General features: G+C 40.9%; 17 protein-coding genes. 3 read left to right on the top strand and 14 right to left on the bottom strand.

Going from position 1 to position 18592, the window contains the following annotated elements:
- Positions 1-13: 13 nt before the first annotated feature.
- The 12 genes from DW152_RS00305 to DW152_RS00255 form a co-directional block, all read right to left on the bottom strand.
- Positions 14-1378, bottom strand: coding sequence for a sodium-dependent transporter (locus tag DW152_RS00305; protein ID WP_199537836.1), 1365 nt, complete (start codon positions 1376-1378; stop codon positions 14-16).
- A gap of 143 nt (positions 1379-1521) precedes the next feature.
- Positions 1522-2880, bottom strand: coding sequence for a M20 family metallopeptidase (locus DW152_RS00300; RefSeq protein ID WP_199537835.1), 1359 nt, complete (start codon positions 2878-2880; stop codon positions 1522-1524).
- 88 nt (positions 2881-2968) lie between these two features.
- A complete protein-coding gene (locus tag DW152_RS00295) occupies positions 2969-4078 on the bottom strand; it encodes a YkvI family membrane protein (RefSeq protein ID WP_117538098.1) in 1110 nt (369 codons plus the stop codon).
- A 1-nt stretch (position 4079) separates the two neighbouring features.
- A complete protein-coding gene (locus DW152_RS00290; RefSeq protein ID WP_117538097.1) occupies positions 4080-4613 on the bottom strand; it encodes a TIGR00730 family Rossman fold protein in 534 nt (177 codons plus the stop codon).
- 315 nt (positions 4614-4928) lie between these two features.
- On the bottom strand, positions 4929-5963 hold the full coding sequence (locus tag DW152_RS00285) for a fibronectin type III domain-containing protein (protein WP_117538096.1): 1035 nt from the start codon (positions 5961-5963) through the stop codon (positions 4929-4931).
- Between the two features lie 130 nt (positions 5964-6093).
- The gene (locus DW152_RS00280; RefSeq protein ID WP_117538095.1) at positions 6094-7653 is read right to left on the bottom strand and encodes an RNA polymerase sigma factor; all 1560 of its coding nucleotides are present in this window, start codon (positions 7651-7653) and stop codon (positions 6094-6096) included.
- 30 nt (positions 7654-7683) lie between these two features.
- Positions 7684-8097, bottom strand: coding sequence for a C-GCAxxG-C-C family protein (locus tag DW152_RS00275; protein WP_117538180.1), 414 nt, complete (start codon positions 8095-8097; stop codon positions 7684-7686).
- A 57-nt stretch (positions 8098-8154) separates the two neighbouring features.
- The gene (locus DW152_RS13220; RefSeq protein WP_158549915.1) at positions 8155-8292 is read right to left on the bottom strand and encodes a hypothetical protein; all 138 of its coding nucleotides are present in this window, start codon (positions 8290-8292) and stop codon (positions 8155-8157) included.
- A gap of 225 nt (positions 8293-8517) precedes the next feature.
- The gene (locus tag DW152_RS00270) at positions 8518-9663 is read right to left on the bottom strand and encodes a YibE/F family protein (RefSeq protein ID WP_117538094.1); all 1146 of its coding nucleotides are present in this window, start codon (positions 9661-9663) and stop codon (positions 8518-8520) included.
- An 84-nt stretch (positions 9664-9747) separates the two neighbouring features.
- Positions 9748-11802, bottom strand: coding sequence for a metallophosphoesterase (locus tag DW152_RS00265; protein ID WP_021861275.1), 2055 nt, complete (start codon positions 11800-11802; stop codon positions 9748-9750).
- 120 nt (positions 11803-11922) lie between these two features.
- On the bottom strand, positions 11923-12825 hold the full coding sequence (locus DW152_RS00260) for a hypothetical protein (RefSeq protein ID WP_021861274.1): 903 nt from the start codon (positions 12823-12825) through the stop codon (positions 11923-11925).
- Positions 12826-12982: 157 nt separating this feature from the next.
- Entirely contained in the window at positions 12983-13573 is a 591-nt protein-coding gene (locus DW152_RS00255; protein ID WP_021861273.1) for a methylated-DNA--[protein]-cysteine S-methyltransferase, read from the bottom strand.
- Between the two features lie 181 nt (positions 13574-13754).
- On the opposite strand from DW152_RS00255, the gene DW152_RS00250 reads away from it, so the two are divergent.
- Both DW152_RS00250 and DW152_RS00245 read left to right on the top strand, forming a co-directional pair.
- A complete protein-coding gene (locus DW152_RS00250) occupies positions 13755-14030 on the top strand; it encodes an aldo/keto reductase (protein ID WP_117538092.1) in 276 nt (91 codons plus the stop codon).
- Positions 14027-15070 (top strand): ABC transporter substrate-binding protein, encoded by a 1044-nt coding sequence (locus tag DW152_RS00245; RefSeq protein ID WP_021861271.1) that lies wholly within the window; start codon positions 14027-14029, stop codon positions 15068-15070. Before DW152_RS00250 ends, DW152_RS00245 begins: the two co-directional genes overlap by 4 nt.
- A gap of 197 nt (positions 15071-15267) precedes the next feature.
- On the opposite strand, the gene DW152_RS00240 is transcribed toward DW152_RS00245, so the two are convergent.
- The gene (locus DW152_RS00240; protein WP_021861270.1) at positions 15268-15771 is read right to left on the bottom strand and encodes a CarD family transcriptional regulator; all 504 of its coding nucleotides are present in this window, start codon (positions 15769-15771) and stop codon (positions 15268-15270) included.
- Positions 15772-15935: 164 nt separating this feature from the next.
- Between DW152_RS00240 and DW152_RS00235 the strand changes: the two genes are divergently transcribed.
- Positions 15936-16754: a polysaccharide deacetylase family protein gene (locus tag DW152_RS00235; RefSeq protein WP_117538090.1), complete on the top strand. Its 819-nt coding sequence runs from the start codon at positions 15936-15938 to the stop codon at positions 16752-16754.
- Here the strand turns inward: DW152_RS00235 and DW152_RS00230 are convergent.
- Positions 16724-18580 carry an ABC-F family ATP-binding cassette domain-containing protein gene (locus DW152_RS00230; protein ID WP_021861268.1) on the bottom strand — a complete coding sequence of 619 codons (1857 nt, stop codon included), beginning with the start codon at positions 18578-18580 and terminating at the stop codon, positions 16724-16726. The two genes, DW152_RS00235 and DW152_RS00230, sit on opposite strands and share 31 nt — an antisense overlap.
- Positions 18581-18592: the final 12 nt, after the last annotated feature.

Here is an 18592-nt window from a genome sequence, read left to right as displayed (position 1 = left end):
GTCTTACACCCCTTTACATGGAAATCCATCCAAATGCATTTGCAACCGAACTTGCCAGAATAATCATAGTGAAAATCGGGCATAAGTATTTGATCATCACAACAAAAATCTTCTTTCTGCGGAAACTGTTTTCCCCATGTCTGATCTCTTCCTCAATCCGGTCAATTCCAACGACTCTTGAAACTAATAAACTTGTCATCAGCGCTGCAATCGGCATCATAACTGAATTTGTCAGAAAATCAAAGAAATCCAGGAACTGCATACCGATGATCTTTACGAACGCAAGCGGTCCATATCCCAGACAGGATAAAGTACCCAGTAAGAGCATAATTACACCTGCAACCACTGTTGCTTTCTGTCTGCTCCATCCAATCTCATCCTCGAATGTCGACACTGCACTTTCCGTCAGCGCAATCGAACTTGTAACAGCAGCAAAAAGCACCAGTAAAAAGAACAGGATACCGATAGCTGTTCCAAATCCCATATTCTGGAAAACCTTTGGAATGGTAATAAACATCAGCGACGGTCCTGCCTGAAGCGTATTCGGATCCCCGCCGGAAAATGCAAAGACTGCCGGAATGATCATAAGTCCCGCCATCATTGCGATTGCTGTATCAAAAATCTCAACATTTCTTGTAGAGTCTTCGATTGATGTTTCTTTCTTCATATAAGAACCAAATGTAACCAAAATACCCATCGCAATTGACAGGGAATAGAACATCTGTCCCATAGCTGCAACAACTGACATCCATGAGAAATTCTTAAAATTCGGTATCAGGAAATACTTCACTCCTGCCATTGCTCCCGGTCTTGTCACGGAATAAATGGCGATAATTACCGATAATACAATCAGTACCGGCATCATCAACTTGGATACACGTTCAATTCCGTTCCGCACTCCTGCATAAATAATCACCAGCGTAAACATACAGAAAACTACAAAACAGATCTCTGTAGATACTCCATTTGAAATAAAGCCGGAAAAGTACCCATCGGCTGCCAAATCTTTTCCATTTCCCATAATATATTCTTTCAGATACTTGAGTACCCATCCACCAATTACAGAATAATATGGCACGATCAGTATCGGAATGATCGCATTGATCCAGCCACCAAAAGACAACCAACCTGCTTTTTCAAATGACTTGAATGCCCCAACCGGACTTTTTCTTGTCATGCGTCCGAGTGCCGATTCTGCAACGATCATCGTATACCCGAATGTTAACGCAAGTATAACATAAATGAGAAGGAACATTCCTCCTCCGTACTTTGCTGCCAGATATGGAAATCTCCATATATTTCCCAGACCGACAGAGGCACCTGCCGCTGCCAGTACATACCCCAGTTTCCCTGAAAATGAACTTCTGTGATTCTTCATGACTTTTCCTCTCTTTTTCATTCGTTTTGCACATCGTAACATTTATTCTATCATTTTTCTCATCAAAAGTCACTACAGAGTTCCAAATATGAAAGAATCACAAATCAAAATTTCATCTTTTCATTTTATCAGTCAGTCCCAGATTAGATCGCCAGCAGATTTTTCAAAGCTTCCATATACATCAGCACTGCCTCTTCCATGTCTGAAATGCGGATAAACTCATCTGCACCATGAATACGATAATCGATCTCCGTCTTTTCCGGTCCAAATGCAATTACATTCTTCAGATATTTTGCATATGTTCCACCTCCGATTACGATCGGCTGATTCTTCGTATCACCTGTCACGTCTACATACGATCTATAGATTGCTTCTACAAGCGGAGACTCTCTTGGATAGAACAACGGCTCACCGAGCTTCTCAATCTCCATCCTGCCGTTTTCATCTTCTAATTTACCTTCACACATTTTGCGAACATCCTCCGGATGTAACGTCACAGGCACACGCACATCAATAGTACAAATAATTGTGCCATTTTCTGTCCGGACGGTTCCGTTGCACAAAGTCAGCACTCCGAATTCATCCTCAAATTTCAGACCAATCCCGGAGCCATCGCATGCCGTACCGATATGGGAATTATAATATGTAACAAAATCATCTTCGAATCCCGCTTCTGCAAGGCACGCACATGTAACACCTGCCGCATTTACTCCCTGTGTCGGCATACTTGCATGTGCCGGTACTCCTTTCGCGTAAATATGAAGTTCTCCATTTTCTTCCGTTACTTTGTACTCCGGAAGTCCAGATTCTGAAAACGCTTTTTCCAGACGTTCTTTCAGGCCTTCCTCTGCCGGAACTACCGTTGTACAAGTGTCACATACTGCATTGAATACAAATCCACCATTCATAGAAATGATCTTTGTATGTTTGGAGTAGGCATTTAACGCCATCTGTCCCATCTCTCCGTGAATACATGGGAAATCTGCGTCCGGGGTAAATCCATAGGACAGCTCTTCTGCGACTTTGTTGTAGTGTTTCATACACTCGGAGCCATTTTCCTCATTGCATCCCATAATCAGGCGCACTCTTTTATTCAGTTTTACACCGGAATCACGGAGCATCTTCATAGCATACAATCCTTCTACAACCGGTCCTTTATCATCTGTTGTTCCACGCCCGTATACATAATCGCCATCCCTTGTAAGCGCAAATGGCTCATATGTCCATCCGTCTCCTTCCGGTACAACATCCAGGTGTGCCGCAATACCTATGATTTCTTCGCCTTCACCCATCTCGGCATAACCGCAATAATTATCCAGATTCACGGTCTTAAAGCCAAGCTCGTCTGCGATCCGAAGTCCCTCTTCCAATGCTTTCGCCGGTGCTTCACCAAATGGTTTTCCTTCTATTGGTTCGCCTTCTATGGACGGAATAACTACCAGTCTTTCTAATTTTTCCAGCATTTCATCTGATAATGCGTGAATTTCTTCTTTTATATTCATTTCTCTGCCTCCTCTTCCTGCCTGGTTTCTATTATACTGCGACTCATTTTCCTAATCAATGCGCAGAATATCTCCTATCATATTCATCTTATCTTTTTTTCAGACACATATTTATATAATTGTAAAACAGAATCAACAAAATTACAAATCCCAGATATCCGATAACTGGATACAACACGCTGACAATTACAGAAAAACCAAAGTGGCTTCCGGCAAGCCCGACAAGCGACATCACCAGTACGCGGAACCAGTTCGTATTCACAATTGATTTTTTCTGCACTTTCCACTCTTCTGCTCTGGAAAGAACCGCATACATACAACCACATGCCGCTGCCCAGATGCAGATTACCATCATAATTGCATAAACCGTACCGGCAGCCGGATGCAGCTTACGCGCCATCACAAGCGTCGGAAGTTCAGCCTGATAAACATTTCCATAATTACGGATAATCGCGATCACACAGACACATATCATTGCCGCAAGTGCTCCCGCACCGAGGATTCCTCCTCGGATAATCTTCCGATTGTCTTTCGCTTTCTGCCCTAACGGAACTACAACTGCAATTCCCACCGTTGTATTATAAGAGAAATATAAAAGTGCCGCCAGAAACCAGTTTTTCATCAATCCGTTTGTCACCTGCAGACTCTGGAAATCAATTGCTTTTGCCTGCGGCTGCATACATACGCAGAGGCAGATCACAACTCCTGCAATTACAACAAATGGGATAAAAGCTGACATGGATTTTGTAAATCCTTCGGTTCCAAATAATACCGGAACTGCCACAAAACAGGTATAAACAATCGCTGCAACCTGAAAATTCATTCCAAACTGCTGTTCCAGAACCGTTGCTCCAACCGCTGTCATTGCCGGTATACATGCAATCATAAATCCAAGTGTGACAACCATGGAGAAAAGGCGGAGAAGTTTACTAAAGAAACCATCTCCCATTGGAGAAACCACTTTATCAAAATAAGGTGTATCCATTTTCTGCGCCAGACGCATCGCCATAATCACTGTAACCGCAACCAGTGTTTCACAGACAAGAACGCCTGCAACTCCAATATATCCGAAATTTCCAAAAAACTGCATTAATTCATTGCCGGATGAAAATCCCGGTCCAACCATACTCCCGATTAAAGCTGTCGCAATTCCGAGGGTTGTGATCCGTACAGATTCATTTTTTTCTTTTGTTTTCATGTTATTCTCCTAAAATTGCTTTAATATCCGCAAGATTTTCCGCGAAATAAATCTGTTTCTGCCGTTCTTCTGTCGATAATCCCATCTCAATCATATGGAAAAGCAATGCTTTCAATCCATCATAATAACCGTTCAGATTATATAAAATACATGATGCATCCAACTGCTCCAGTGCTGTCTGCGATATCACTTCTGCGATTTCTTCCAGTGTACCGGTCCCACCGGGAAATGCAATAAATGCATCGCCAAGCTCGATCATCTTACGCTTCCGCTCCGGAAAATCTTTTGTAACGATCAGCTCGGTCACGCCATCATACTGTACTTCACTTTGTATGAACATCTCCGGCTCTACACCGGTCACTTTTCCACCGGATTCCACTGCGCCTTCCGCCAGAATCCCCATAAGTCCGGTTTTTGATCCTCCATAGACGAGTGCATGTCCACTGTCGCCAATCCACTGCCCCAGTTCTTTTGCGGCTCTCTCCAAAGAATCGTCATTTCCTTTGTTCGCTCCTAAGTATACTGTAATATTCATCTCTTATGTTCCTGCCTTTTTCATTTATCTGCTATTTTTACACACATTCACCTACTACTATCTCTCGACACTCACTTATCAGTCAAACATTGTCTGCCAGTTCTCATTCTCATTTGCTTCAAAACACATCAGAATCTGTCCATTTACTCATGATTTTTTCTCCTATTGTCTTTGTCATTTTTTTGTTAGAGCCAATAGATACTATTTTATTATATAACAACCAGCCGGCACATGAACAGCTTTTATAGCAATAAAATATGCAGATAGCCTGTTTCCAGACTGTCTGCATGTGTCATATCAGAATTTCTTCTGTTCTTATTTTGTTTTAACAGACTTCTTTGCTGACCAGGAAGAATATACTTTATGATCTAAATAGTTATTGTATGCACGAACTCTTACATAGTATCTCTTCTTTGCTTTTAATCCTTTGACTGTATAAGAAGTTGAACCAAATGTCTTTGTCTTGCTTCCTTTGAAGTTGCTCTTCTCTGAATACTGTACCTGATAACCTTTTGCGGTTACTTTCTTTGCAGTTACTTTAAAGCTCTTTTTGCCACTGCTCAGTTTTGTAACGGATGTAGCTTTCGGTCTTGCAGCTTTTTCATCATTGATACGGAAATTGTATCCGCCATGTCCCTTTCCGGAGATTTTTATGTAGTAAGTACCTTTCCCAAGGGAATCCAGCCACCAATTATCGATATGGTCTCCATTGCTGTTATAAACATCCTTAGACGCCTCGCCGGAATATACCAATGCTCCTTTGGATACTACCGTAAATTTAAACCAGTCTACATCGGATCCGATTCCATTAAATCCATAATATGTCTTATTCAGACCAACTGTTCTGGCATCATATTTTTCCTCTACCTGATTTACGAAGTTTTCCGGAAAAGTCTCTTTATATCCTTTAAACTGGAAAGTAACGTTATACGGATTACTGCTTGTATCTGAGACACTGTTCTTTACCTCGATCAGATAGGTTGCTCCTTTACTCAGAGAATAGGTTTGCGTGTATTCCTGGCTTGTACTCCACCGGTCTGCCCAATTACTCAGTACATCATCAGAGAACTCTTCTACCAGACGTAAGTTTACAGCTGCTGTTTTCGCTTTTACAATTGTTTTTAAATCGCCTGCTGTTTTCGGTGTGAAACGATAACAATGTACTGCATCCTTACTGAGATTTTTCTTTGAATATTTTGCTCTTCCATTCGAATCCAGTTTGATGGTTCCCTGTGTACTTTCCGTTGCATAGGTTGCGATAGAATTATCTGCCGCCTGTACGGTTGCCGGTGACAAAGCAGCAAATCCCATTGCCGCTGTTAATAAGAATGTGATCATTTTCTTTTTCATAGTATGTCTCCTTTTCTTTTGCCTTCGCGTAATTAAAAAATTACGCTTACATTTTTGTATTATACTATATAGACAGGTCGAGTTTGAAAAAAGTTTTAAAAATTTGAAAAAAATTTTTATTTTTTTATCTTTACTTCAAAACCTGCAATCCGCTTTGATCTGTAATGCTTTTCCAGGATACTTCCTGATTGCTGTTTTCAAACTCAGAAGTCGCCGTGTCATCGATACGGAATGTCTGTTCTGCTGAACCATATACCAGTATTTTGTTCTTTACTGTAATCCGGTGAACCTCACACATTCCAGTTCCCTGTGTGATCAGATTCATGAGCAGTCCATTGCCATCTGCCGCTATATGCAGATCTTCCACATTCTCTTCACCCTGAATTGTCACCAGCTCATACCCGTTCGCTGTCTGTTCACAGGAAAACAAGCGCAGATCATAGATTTCCATCGGTGCCGCGTCCTGTTTCGGACCGACTCCCAGTTCCGGGATCTGGTCTCCATCGATATCAGTGACAAAATAATAATAGTCTGTATTATTCTCCATCTGCGTAAATTCGTATTTTCCATTCTGCACATCAGTCAGCACCTGCTCGTATAAATTCCGTATCTCTGTCTGATCTGATTGTTTTTTATCTTGTTTCTTATCCTGTTGCTGTTTGTTTTCTTTCTTTTGATGATTTTTTGTATCTGTTGTTGTATCCGTATCTTCTGTCATCTGTGCGGTTGTCGCTGCCTTGGAAAGCCGGTCTGCCATGTGATTTTCGTTATTCAACTGATACACTCCGTAACTGCCTGCTCCGACTATGCACGTTGCAACAACTGCCGCTGCGATTTTCCCGGCTGCGATCTTTCCTGCAGTGGATGCAGTGCCTTTCGCTGCTGTTTTTCCTGCCGCGGATGCAGTGCCTTTCGCTGCTGCTTTTCCTGCCGCCGAGGTACTGCTCTTCGCTGCTGTATTTCCTGCGATCGTAGAAGCTTTAGCCGTAGCTTTTTTCAAAACAACTGCTTCTACTTTTTCTCCTGCCATACGAAATGCCGGCTCTGCTGCCATGACCTTCTGATCGGTACTCAGTAAATATAACAAAAGCGGAATCGGCGCCACACTGTACAGCCGGTATCCTTTTTTCTGCATTTCCTCTGCTTTACTCTTCAGATTTTTTCTTCCATAATTTAATCTGGATTTGACTGTATTCTCTGAACAGTCCATTGTCCGGGCAATCTCGGAAATGGATATATTTTCAATATGAAACATCAGAATACACATCCGCTGTTCTTCCGAAAGCGTATCCATCATCTCATGCACCAGTTCTTTCGTCTCTTCCTGTGTATAGGCAAGTTCCGGCTGATTTTCTGGATTGTCATCCTCTACATCATACACATATTCTTCGCCTTCCCCATCCACAGCAAGCTCTGAAAACAACATCGGATTCTTCTTTGCCAGCATATTTTTCGCCGTATTTGCCACGATCATTCCAAGCCAGCCTTCAAATGCTTCTGGGTTCTGAAGCGTTGGCAGTTTCTGAAATGCTTTCAAATACGCTTCCTGCAGCACATCTTCTGCTGCCTCTTTGTTCTTCATATACTGTAAGGCCAGATAATATTTTTTCTGACAGGTCTGTTCATATAGATAGGCGAATCCTCTCTCATCGCCTTTTACTGCCTGTGCAATTGCTGTCTTAAGATCCATATTTACCCTCTTCTTAGTCGTAATTTCCTTTTATTTCGCAGATTTTAAATATTCTTCCGTCAGCTCTACTGCATCTGCGATACACTGCGGGCAGCTGCACAGGACTTTCCCTGTATCCACACCTTTTAATTCACGACAGACGCAGGAACCATTTTTCTCTTTAAACTTCTGGACATAAGTTTTAATTTTCTTATAGGTATCTCCTTTTGACGGGGAACCTTCTTCTACATTTCCTTTACTGTTATCCAGCCCAATGATCATTGCCATTCCGGAAAGCGCACCGCACATCTCCATCACGCCCATGCCAAGTCCAAAACCTTCCGCGATCCGGAACATTTCCTGCTCGTCAATTCCAAATTCTTTGCAAAATGTACAGGCTACTGCCTGTGCACAGTTGCATCCATTTTTATGTAATTTTACTGCATATTCTGTTTTTGCGCTCATTTTGTCTTCCTCCTGGTCTTTGTTGTAAGTGATTTTGCCCATTTTTCAATTTCCTGTTTATTTGCACGGTTCAGAAGCAACTCTCTTTGTTGTTCCACTTGCACTGAAATATGCAACCAGTTTCTTTGCCATTGTAATTACCTCCTTAAATTTTACATTAAAAAATGTGTAAGACTTTCTTTTTATCGTACACATTTATTATAGTTCTCTTTTTGTATTATGACTAATACTTATGTCTCCGTAGCTTTTGTAAAGTTTTGTTCTTGCGCTACGGTTAAAAAATACCGGAATACCCGAAGTTCCATAAATGTAATTCTTTCCTTTGTGTCACTACTTTATTTTCATTTATCTGTATTGGCCATTTTTGTTATATACGATTAAATCATCTGTATTTTTCTCACATATATACACCATAACGAATTACTTTTCACAAGTCAATTCGTTTTTTCCTTTTCTTCCAATCAAAAACGCTGCTATAAACGCAGTAACCGGCACTGTCAGAACAACTCCAAGGCTTCCGGACAAGCCCTGCATGATCTCGATTCCAATCACATAAGAATTTGCCAGCTGCAAATAACTCAGATCATATGCGTAATTAAGAACAAGTGTTGTCATTGCGCCACCGACATATGCAAAGATCAGTGTGTTCGTCATTGTTCCCATCATGTCCCGTCCAACATTGATGCCGGAAAGGAACAACTGCTTCATCGATAACGTCTTATCTGTCTCATATATTTCCTGTATGGTTGATGCGATAGACATTCCAACGTCCATGACTGCTCCCAGTGCTGAAATAATAATACCGGCGAAAAGCAATTCTCCAATTTTAATTTTCGTATTTTGTCCGACATAATTGAGTGCCTCTATATCTGATACATTAAAGCCTGTAATTCCTGCCGCTTTTCCAAAGATGATCGCCGCCACTGCCGCAATAATCACTCCAATGGCTGTGCCTAGAATTGCCGCCACTGTTTTCTCTGAAATTCCTCCAAGTAGCCCCAATGTTATGATTGTCGTAAGCACCGCAACAATGATTGTCAGGAAAATCGGAGAAATTCCTTGATACATAAGCGGAAACATCAGCCAGATAATGCATATAAATGCAAATACCAGACTCAGTACTGCATAAATTCCTTTTTTGCCTCCGACCAGGCATACTACCAGTGCAAAAATAAATGCAAACACATAAATCGACATTGTACGGTCCTTGCTGTATACAGTAAATCCCGCATTGTCTCCACTCTTATTCACGATCACAATAATTTTCATTCCTACTTTACAGTCCGCACCAAATAAAGTTCCACTCGGATTGATGGCTTCTTTTTTCTGTCCCTTGAATGTCCCGGATATCATTTTCACCTGGACTTTCTGCGTTCCATAACGATTTCCATCCTCTGCAAGATTATCTTCCACAATTTTTGTGACAACACCTCTTTCATAAGTCTGTCCTTTATAAGATGCCAGAGTCGCTTTTTGAAAATCATTACATTTATATAGAATCATTCCAAATATAAGAACTGTAATCCCAAGGATTACAAGTTTTTTCCATGTCATTGTTTTTTTCATTTTCTATTTTTTCATCCTTTTCTATGTAGCAAAGAAAACCCATACTTGAATCCGGTTCAAGTACAGGCTCCCTTTTTTGTAATGTTATTTGATTGTTGCTTTCTTGACTGAGCTGAATGCTCCGTAGATTTGTTTTCCAGCCACTGTCTTATAAGCACGTGCTTTTACATAATAGGTTTTTCCTGTTTTCAGTTTCTTCACTGTATAAGTTGTCGCATTTGATTTTCTTACTGTTTTTGCTTTTTTGAAGTTTTTGTTATCAGCATATACGAATTCGTATCCGGAAACCTTTTTATTTTTATCCCATTTTACGGTCAGCTGTGCTGCCTTTTTATTGTTCAGAGCAATCCTCTGTTTCTTCGGTGCAACAGTAATTGTGATTTTCTTCGTTGCTGCCTTATAAGTATCTGTTGCAGCTGCCTTCACTGTGATGGTTGTCTTACCAGGAGCTTTCACGGTTACTTTTCCATTTGCATCGACTGCTGCTACAGATTTATTAGATGTCTGGTAAGTCAGTTTACCATTTCCATTTGTCTTTGCGTTTAACTTGAATGCTTTTGAAGTCTCTGTTTTTGTATAAGAAGCTGTTGCAGTAATCTTCTGGTCTTTTGCTTCCACAACGTCTTTTTTTACAATTTTGTAAGAAGATGATCCATCCAGTTTATTTCCTGTATCTGCATCATAGACTTCTACTTCAAATGTATCATCTGTTACATTTACTACTGAATAACTTGGTGTCCATGTCTGGCTTCTCTCAGAGATGTAATCCTGTTTTGCTGTGATCAGATTGTAATATTTAGATCCGGTTGCTGAATTTGCTTCCAGATAAACCGTTCCTTCTGGATTTACAACTGTACCGCTCTGGGTTTTGTTTACAATCTCATAGCAGTTATTTTCTTTTGAATAATTTGCCGTATCTTCTGTCTTAAAGAATTTGTCGTGTGTTTTTCCATCACCCTGTAACTGATAAGTTCTGGAATAAGTATGGTCATGTCCCTGCATTACTACATCGATGTCATATTTATCCATAAGCGGTGTAAGCTGTGTTCTGAGAACCATACCGTCAGAATCAGAGTGATCATATCCTGATCCGTAAATATCATGGTGGAACATTACTACTTTCCATTTCATATCTGGATTTTCCTTAATCGCTTTGCGCATTACATTTTCATGTGTTGCACAGTTGTAATTGTTTGTGTCCAGCACGATGAATAATGTATTTCCATATGTATAGTAATAATCTGTTCCCGCTGCCGTGTGTCCTTCTGTGTACTGGGTTTTGTTTTTATAACCACTTGTATCAAATGCATTCGGGTTATTATAATGCATGCTGTACTGAGCAGAAGCAGAATCATGGTTACCGATAGTTGTTGCTACCGGAAGTGACCGGAGTGCGTCTGCGCCAAGATATGCCGCATATTGTACTTCATTATTGTTGGTATTCACCTGATCACCTGCGGAAGCGACAAAACTTAACTGTGGATTACGTTTTACTGCATTATTTAACACATTGTTCCAGTTGTATCCGTCATTTCTTGCAGCAAGATTATTATTTTTCATAACTTCGCCATCTGTACTTGTCTGTCCGGAAGAAGCTCCGATCTGTGGATCTCCTACATATAAGAAGGAATACTTTTGGAAAGACTTCGTTGCATACTTTTGTGCGTCCTGATATTTGCCATCCTGAAATACCTGATAATAATAAGTTGTATTCTCTTTTAATCCTTCTACCGTTGCTTTATTAGAATAATACTGCTCTCCATCGATCTGCACTGCCTCTGTCTGAGCGCCTTCCACTTCTTTCGCATCAGTCATATCTTTATTTGTGGCAATTTTTACTTTTGGTGTTTCTGCTGTTTTGCTATAGTAAGCAAAATTGAGCTGTGTCTCATCTGCACCAGGTGTTAAAGATACATTCTCATAATTTTTACTATATTTATCCCAGTTTTCTTTCCATAAATTCCAACTTTCAGATTTAGAAGCTGATGCATCGTTCCAGTGTTCGGTTGCCGCCTGTACGTTTGATAATGTGGATGGACATGCCATCATAACTCCACCTGCCAGCATCATAGCTGAAACTGCTGCCTTCATTGCACGTTTTTTTGCGTTTCTCTCTACGCTTCTTCGAATCTTTCTCACAATAGATTCCTCCTTTATAGTTGATCATTTTCGATGTCGAGATTCACTATAAAGGAGGATTGTAAAAATTTGATATTGAAAATCGGGAAATTTAAGTTAAAAGATTGTAAGTTTACGATATTAAAACAGATCCAGCATATTGTCCAGATAAATTTCTTCCCTGACCTTAAGCTGGTATTCCGGCTTTGTCATGTAATACAGCAGAAATTCCAGGATCAGGGCACTGCCAAGGCTTCGTCCTTCAATTTTAAAATTAGAAAATCCCATTGGCAGATATCTCTTCTGAATATCCTGGATACCAATAAATCCCTGATTCTTCATGGCTTTTGAAAATCGATACCCGCCTTCTGAATCCGGTGCATTGCAATGGAAATCGTTGCAGTCTTCCCCCAAATTTCTGCGGCTGACCGTTTCATAACACTCTTTTCTGTCTTTGCAGCCAAAATAGCAACATTCATTACAGAGAAATTCTATTTTATCCTTCTGTCCGGCAGACAGCGTATCTAACTTATCAAATGCTTTATTCAGCCGGAAATCCGGCACAACAAACTGAAATTCATCTCTTATTACTTCCTCATGCAGCTGTATGAAATCTTTCAGAACCTTTGTTGTCGAAGATACCAGGTAAAGGTCCGGATAATTTCTGCGCAGATGATCCACCAGCAAGTCTGCGTAAACGATCACTCCATTTTTCACAGCGCTGTCATGTGCAAACAATGCACAGAGTGCATTACATTTTTTATCTGTAAGATGCTCTTCTTTAAGCAGGGAATTGCTAAATGTCAAACGGGCGGATATTCCGTATTCCTTCATCAACGCCAGTACATCCTGTGGACTCCCATCTCCGAATCCGGCACGTCCACCACCCCAGAGACAGTCAGCAGGTGCCCCGTAGATGGAACCAATCTCGCACCAGTTGTAAAAATATTCTCTGTGTTCACGAAATAACGGCAGAAATACACGATAAAATTCATAAAACTCGAACAATCCCGGAAGATGATAATATGCTGTATCTTTTTTCATTTTATATGTTCCTCAACTCACTTATTTATCTGCTATTCCAACATTGTTTTTTTTGTTCATACAGATATAGTAGACCGCACTCATAACAACTCCCACCGTTGTATATACTGGTACAGCCAGTCCAATCATTGTCAGGCTTGCATTTGGTGGATACTCTTCACATATGCAAACGGCAGATGTATTTCACGGCAACTTCTTTTATTTGTTCTTCATCTGACTTTCTTCTGCAAGTTTTTTTCCCTGTGCCAGCATTTATATCTATATGTTCTAACTCAAGCAGCGCAATTTTCTTATCAATTCCTCCGGCATATCCTGTCAGACTGCCATTTGTTCCCACTACACGATGACAGGGAATGATAACAGAAATTTCATTATGTCCGACTGCACCGCCTACTGCCTGTGCAGACATATAGGAAGTATTTTTCATCTCAGCCACTTTACGGGCAATTTCTCCGTATGTGATTGTCTGTCCATATGGAATCTGCAATAAGATCTGCCATACATTATGTCTGAATTCTGTTCCTTCTGGATTAAGAGGCGGTGTAAATTCTGGTTCTTTCCCGGAAAAATAGATATCCAGCCATTTTTTTGCCTCTGTAAGAATCTTCGTTTCCTGTGAAATATGCTCATCCGAAAGTGTATTTGCAAAATGTTTCTGCCCTTCAAACCACAAACCGGTAAGACCGATTTCATCAGCTGCTAAAAGAATGTTGCCAATTGGTGACTTATATTTGCAAGTATATATCATATCAATGCTTCTCCTTTTTCGTTATTTTGAAAGCCGACATTTCAATGTTCAGGTCTGTCCTCCGGAGTTCCGTTTTTAGGACGTCCTCTAAATTTTTCTTGACTTCGTGTTGCACGAACTTGTTAGGATAAATATAGCACAGAGAGTTACTCCGAGTAAATACAATAGTGGAGGATTGAACATGGAATATTTAGCTTTAAATAACGGCATTCAAATGCCACTTGCAGGTTTCGGTACATTTATGCTTAACAAAGAAACCTGTACAAATGCAGTCACAGCAACCATCGAAACTGGCTATCGAATGACCGACACTGCTGAACAGACGGTCATGCAATCGCTTTCAAATCTTCAGACAGACTATATTGACCTGCTGCTCCTGCACTGGCCACATCACCTTTTCAACTCTGCGGAATATACTATACATCATAGAACTTATTTCATAGGGAGGAATATATGAAAAAGCATATTTCCGCATTTCTTCTGCTTCTTGCAGTATCTGTCACTACCATTTTCGGATGTGCTTCCACAAAAGAAACAACTTCAGATTCAACCAAAAGCGAAAAAACATCAACAGAAATGACTCCGGTTACTTTAAACGAAGTTGCTCATTCCATCTTTTACGCACCGATGTATGTTGCCATCGAGAAAGGTTATTTCAAAGATGAAGGAATTGCCCTTACGCTCCAGACCGGTTTTGGTGCTGACAAGACAATGACTGCTGTCATTTCCGGAAGTGCTGATATCGGATTCATGGGATCTGAAGCTTCCATCTATACCTACAACGAAGGAGCAAATGATTATGTTGTCAACTTTGCACAGTTGACACAGCGCGCAGGAAATTTCCTTGTAGCCAGAGAAAAACTGGATAATTTTAAATGGGAAGACTTAAAAGGCAAGAAAGTACTTGGCGGAAGAAAAGGTGGAATGCCGGAAATGGTATTTGAGTATACCTTAAAGAAAAATGGCATTGATCCGTCCAAAGATCTGTCCATCAATCAGAACATTGATTTTGGTTCAACTGCTGCCGCTTTCGCTGAAAAAAAGACACCGGCTGACTTTACTGTAGAATTTGAACCAGGTGCAACCAACCTCGAAAAAGAAGGCAAAGGTTACGTTGTCGCTTCTCTTGGCACTGACAGCGGCTATGTTCCATATACTGCATTCTGTGCAAAACAGTCTTATATCAAAAAGAACGCCTCTGTCATCCAAAACTTTACAAACGCACTGCAAAAAGGTATGGATTATGTACAGTCCCATTCCCCGGAAGAAATCGCAAGCGTTATCGCCCCTCAATTTAAAGAAACAGATCATGGCACCATCACTACAATCCTTACCCGCTACTATAATCAGGATACATGGAAAGATAATCTGATTTTTGAAAAGAAAAGCTTTGACCTCTTACAGGATATCCTGGAAAGCTCCGGTGAACTCACAAAACGCGCTCCATATGATGACCTTGTAACAACCACTTATGCCGAAAAAGCAGCTGAAAGATAAAATTTGTTGTCAAATACTGCATGTAAGCATAGCGCATTTTTCTCTCTGCCATAATTTGCATAACCTGCCATTGGATTCTATGACAACAGAGGCAAAATAAGCAGGAACAGTCAGAAATACTCTACTCCTTCTGACCGTTCCTGCTCTTTGAAATTATAATCATCCCCATATAAATACCAATTACAATTCTTCTCGAATTATGCTCCCTTCATCTGGCTGCTTAAGTATCCTTTCACCTCTTCACGACTCATCTCCAGCGCCACCGCCAGCTCGCCGCAGAGAAATTTCTCCGCAATTCCAAGATACCTGTCATCCACATGTGTAACTTTCTTTCCTCTGGAAAGCCGCTCCATCTTTCTTTCATAAGAGGTTTTAATAATAACGATCCATTCTCTGCACTGATTTTTCAACATTGCTTCTTTGTAAAGTCCTTCACGTTTCTTCTCATCTGTCACAGTCAGTTGTTCAATATCACCCAGCTGTGCGATCAACGTCTCCGCTTCCTGTTTTGTAATAACTTCCCGAATCTGGTTCTTCTTGTTCTCCACCGGGGTATATACCGTTCCGTCTTTATCATAAATTGGCTTTAACGTATAATACTCTTTCTCGTTGTCAGAACAACTCAAACTGATTTTTCCAATATCTACAACCTGACACACACCTTCTTTATAATGTGCTACATAATCACCTATTTTAAACATATCTTCCTCCATCTCATCATCTGACAAACTACAGCACATTTTCCCTCTTATAATACAATTATAGCAATTTTTTTCATATTATGTAAGATTTTTTTACTATTATTCATAAAATTTCTGTCTATGGCATATATCTTAATAATCAATCGGACTTTTGGAGACTCTCTATGAAAAAAACACTTTTGAAATTTGCCGGAATCGGACTCTTATTTGTCTACTCCTTCTTCTCCGGAAGATATCTCGCTTCTCTTTTCTCTCTTCCTTCTTCATCTACCGAAACTGCTGCATCATCCGAAGCTATAGAAAACTGGGGTCTCGGATTCCAGAAAGATGGAACCCGTCCCACTGCAAATGCAACTATCGATGAACTGAAAAAATATAATGCCCACTACGCAGCAGACACCAATAAAAAGAAAATCTATCTGACTTTTGATTGTGGTTATGAAAATGGAAATACAGGCAAGATCCTTGATACACTGAAAAACCATCACGCCAAAGCAACCTTCTTTGTTGTCGGTAACTTTATTACTTCCAATCCGGAGCTTGTAAAAAGAATCCATAAAGAAGGACATATTGTCGGCAATCACACGTATCACCATCCCGATATGTCTAAAATTGCCACAAAAGAGGCTTTTGAAAAAGAATTAAAAGATGTGGAAACTGCTTATAAGCAGCTCACCGGTGAGAAAATGACTCGCTTCTACCGGCCACCACAGGGCAAATACAGCATCTCTAATCTTAAGATGGCAAAGGAAACAGGTTATCATACTTTCTTCTGGAGTCTTGCCTATGTGGACTGGTATGCCGATAAACAGCCAACAAAAGAAGAAGCTTTTAAAAAGCTTCTTCCTCGTATTCATCCCGGTGCTATTGTTTTATTACATAATACTTCTTCTACCAACGGTTCCATTCTTGACGAACTGCTTACACGCTGGGAAGATATGGGATATCATTTTTATTCTTTAGAAGAATTTGCCGCTTCCTGAATCTGTTCATTCAGATCATTCAGATAAACCCACCGGTCCATTTTCTCGTCCAGCTGCTGGCTCACTTCTTCCTTTTTCTCGAGAAGTTCATTTAACTTCACAGAATTGGAGGCGTTTTCCAGCATCTGGGCATCCAGAACTTCAATCTTCTCTTCCAGTGCAGTGATCTCCTCATCGATCGTCTCAAATTCCCGCTGTTCTTTGTAGGAGAATTTTAATTTCTTATCATGTTTTTTCCATGTTACACGACTGTCCTCAGCGCTATTCTCACTTCCGGACTTCTCCGTCTGTGCTGCGGAACCGACTCCCATACTTTTAACTGTCATATCCGGCAGTCCTTCCAGTTCTTTACGAATCAGATAGTCAGAATATCCTCCTTCATACTGGCGGATCGCCCCTTCTCCCTCAAATGCAAAGATTCTTCTTACTGTCCGGTCAAGGAAGTAGCGGTCATGCGATACGACAATGATGATTCCATCAAAACCGTCCAGATAATTTTCAAGAATTGTAAGTGTCTGGATATCCAGATCGTTGGTCGGCTCATCCAGGATCAGCACATTCGGCGCACTCATCAGAATCCGCAGAAGATACAGTCTCCTCTTCTCACCACCGGAAAGCTTCTCAATCTTTGACCACTGGATCGCTCCCTCAAACAGGAAACGCTCTAGCATCTGTGATGCTGTGATTCTTCCATCCGAAGTCTGAATATACTCTCCCGCTTCTTTCACATAGTCGATGACTTTCATTGAATCATCCATGTATTCATTCTCCTGAGAAAAATAGCCGATCCGTATTGTCTGCCCGATTTCTATCGTTCCGGTATCCGGTTTCACAATTCCATTGATGATCTTAAGTAACGTTGTCTTTCCACATCCGTTCGGTCCGATAATTCCAATCCGGTCATTTTTCAGAAAAATATAATTATAATCCCGGATCAGCAGATGATTCCCATAGGATTTGGAAATATCAGAAAGTTCAATTGTTTTATTTCCCATCCGTGATGCGGTAGACGTGAGCAGTACCTGCTTTTCTTCCTGAATATCCTTCATCTCCTGCATTGCCTGAATACGGTCAATATGTGCTTTCTGTTTCGTGCTTCGTGCACGTGCGCCACGGTGCAGCCATTCAAGCTCTGTCCGAAGCAGGCTTTTTCTCTTGCGTTCTGTTGCAAGTGCCATATTCTGACGCTCTTCTTTCAGTTCCACAAACTTCGCATAATTTCCCGGATAACTGTACAGCTTTCCTTTGTCCACTTCTACAATCCTGGTTGCGATACGGTCAAGGAAATAGCGGTCATGTGTAACCATCAGAACCGCACCGCGAAATGAGATCAGATAATTTTCCAGCCACTCTGACATCGCATTGTCCAAATGGTTGGTCGGCTCATCCAAGATCAGAATGTCCGCAGGCGTCAGAAGCGCGTTGACTAACGCAACACGCTTCTTCTGTCCGCCGGACATATGCTCTACTTTTTCTTCATAATCCGCAAAACCGAGCTGGTTCAGCATGGATCTTGCATCCGCTTCTATCGTCCAGCGGTTCCATTCTTCCATATTTCCGCCGACCGCAGCCTGCAAAATCGTTGTTCCAGGTGTAAATACCGGTGTCTGCGGAAGATAGCAGATCTTCACCTGATTACCCATACTGATCTTTCCGGCATCTGCTTCTTCAATCCCTGCAACCACTTTCAACAGAGTTGATTTCCCCATTCCGTTTACACCGATCACACCGATTTTTTCATTTTCATTAATACTAAATCCTACATCATCCAGAAGTATCCGGTCTGTGTATGATTTTGTAATATTTTCCATTGTAAATAAATTCATGCTAAATCCAGC

The organism is Dorea sp. AM13-35 (assembly GCF_003473885.1).
GTDB classification, from domain to species: Bacteria; Bacillota; Clostridia; order Lachnospirales; family Lachnospiraceae; genus Dorea_D; species Dorea_D hominis.
Note: the sequence above shows the minus strand (reverse complement) of the source record. Positions and strands in the feature narration are given on the sequence as shown.

Excerpts from the sequence above, each read along its gene's own strand:
- DW152_RS00290 (WP_117538097.1), bottom strand. The coding sequence starts at position 4,613 with ATGAATATTACAGTATACTTAGGAGCGAACAAAGGAAATGACGATTCT.
- DW152_RS00295 (WP_117538098.1), bottom strand. The coding sequence starts at position 4,078 with ATGAAAACAAAAGAAAAAAATGAATCTGTACGGATCACAACCCTCGGA.
- DW152_RS00230 (WP_021861268.1), bottom strand. The coding sequence starts at position 18,580 with ATGAATTTATTTACAATGGAAAATATTACAAAATCATACACAGACCGG.
- DW152_RS00245 (WP_021861271.1), top strand. The coding sequence starts at position 14,027 with ATGAAAAAGCATATTTCCGCATTTCTTCTGCTTCTTGCAGTATCTGTC.
- DW152_RS00275 (WP_117538180.1), bottom strand. The coding sequence starts at position 8,097 with ATGAGCGCAAAAACAGAATATGCAGTAAAATTACATAAAAATGGATGC.
- DW152_RS00235 (WP_117538090.1), top strand. The coding sequence starts at position 15,936 with ATGAAAAAAACACTTTTGAAATTTGCCGGAATCGGACTCTTATTTGTC.
- DW152_RS00300 (WP_199537835.1), bottom strand. The coding sequence starts at position 2,880 with ATGAATATAAAAGAAGAAATTCACGCATTATCAGATGAAATGCTGGAA.
- DW152_RS00240 (WP_021861270.1), bottom strand. The coding sequence starts at position 15,771 with ATGTTTAAAATAGGTGATTATGTAGCACATTATAAAGAAGGTGTGTGT.
- DW152_RS00250 (WP_117538092.1), top strand. The coding sequence starts at position 13,755 with ATGGAATATTTAGCTTTAAATAACGGCATTCAAATGCCACTTGCAGGT.
- DW152_RS13220 (WP_158549915.1), bottom strand. The coding sequence starts at position 8,292 with ATGTGTACGATAAAAAGAAAGTCTTACACATTTTTTAATGTAAAATTT.
- DW152_RS00260 (WP_021861274.1), bottom strand. The coding sequence starts at position 12,825 with ATGAAAAAAGATACAGCATATTATCATCTTCCGGGATTGTTCGAGTTT.
- DW152_RS00255 (WP_021861273.1), bottom strand. The coding sequence starts at position 13,573 with ATGATATATACTTGCAAATATAAGTCACCAATTGGCAACATTCTTTTA.
- DW152_RS00285 (WP_117538096.1), bottom strand. The coding sequence starts at position 5,963 with ATGAAAAAGAAAATGATCACATTCTTATTAACAGCGGCAATGGGATTT.
- DW152_RS00280 (WP_117538095.1), bottom strand. The coding sequence starts at position 7,653 with ATGGATCTTAAGACAGCAATTGCACAGGCAGTAAAAGGCGATGAGAGA.
- DW152_RS00270 (WP_117538094.1), bottom strand. The coding sequence starts at position 9,663 with ATGAAAAAAACAATGACATGGAAAAAACTTGTAATCCTTGGGATTACA.
- DW152_RS00305 (WP_199537836.1), bottom strand. The coding sequence starts at position 1,378 with ATGAAGAATCACAGAAGTTCATTTTCAGGGAAACTGGGGTATGTACTG.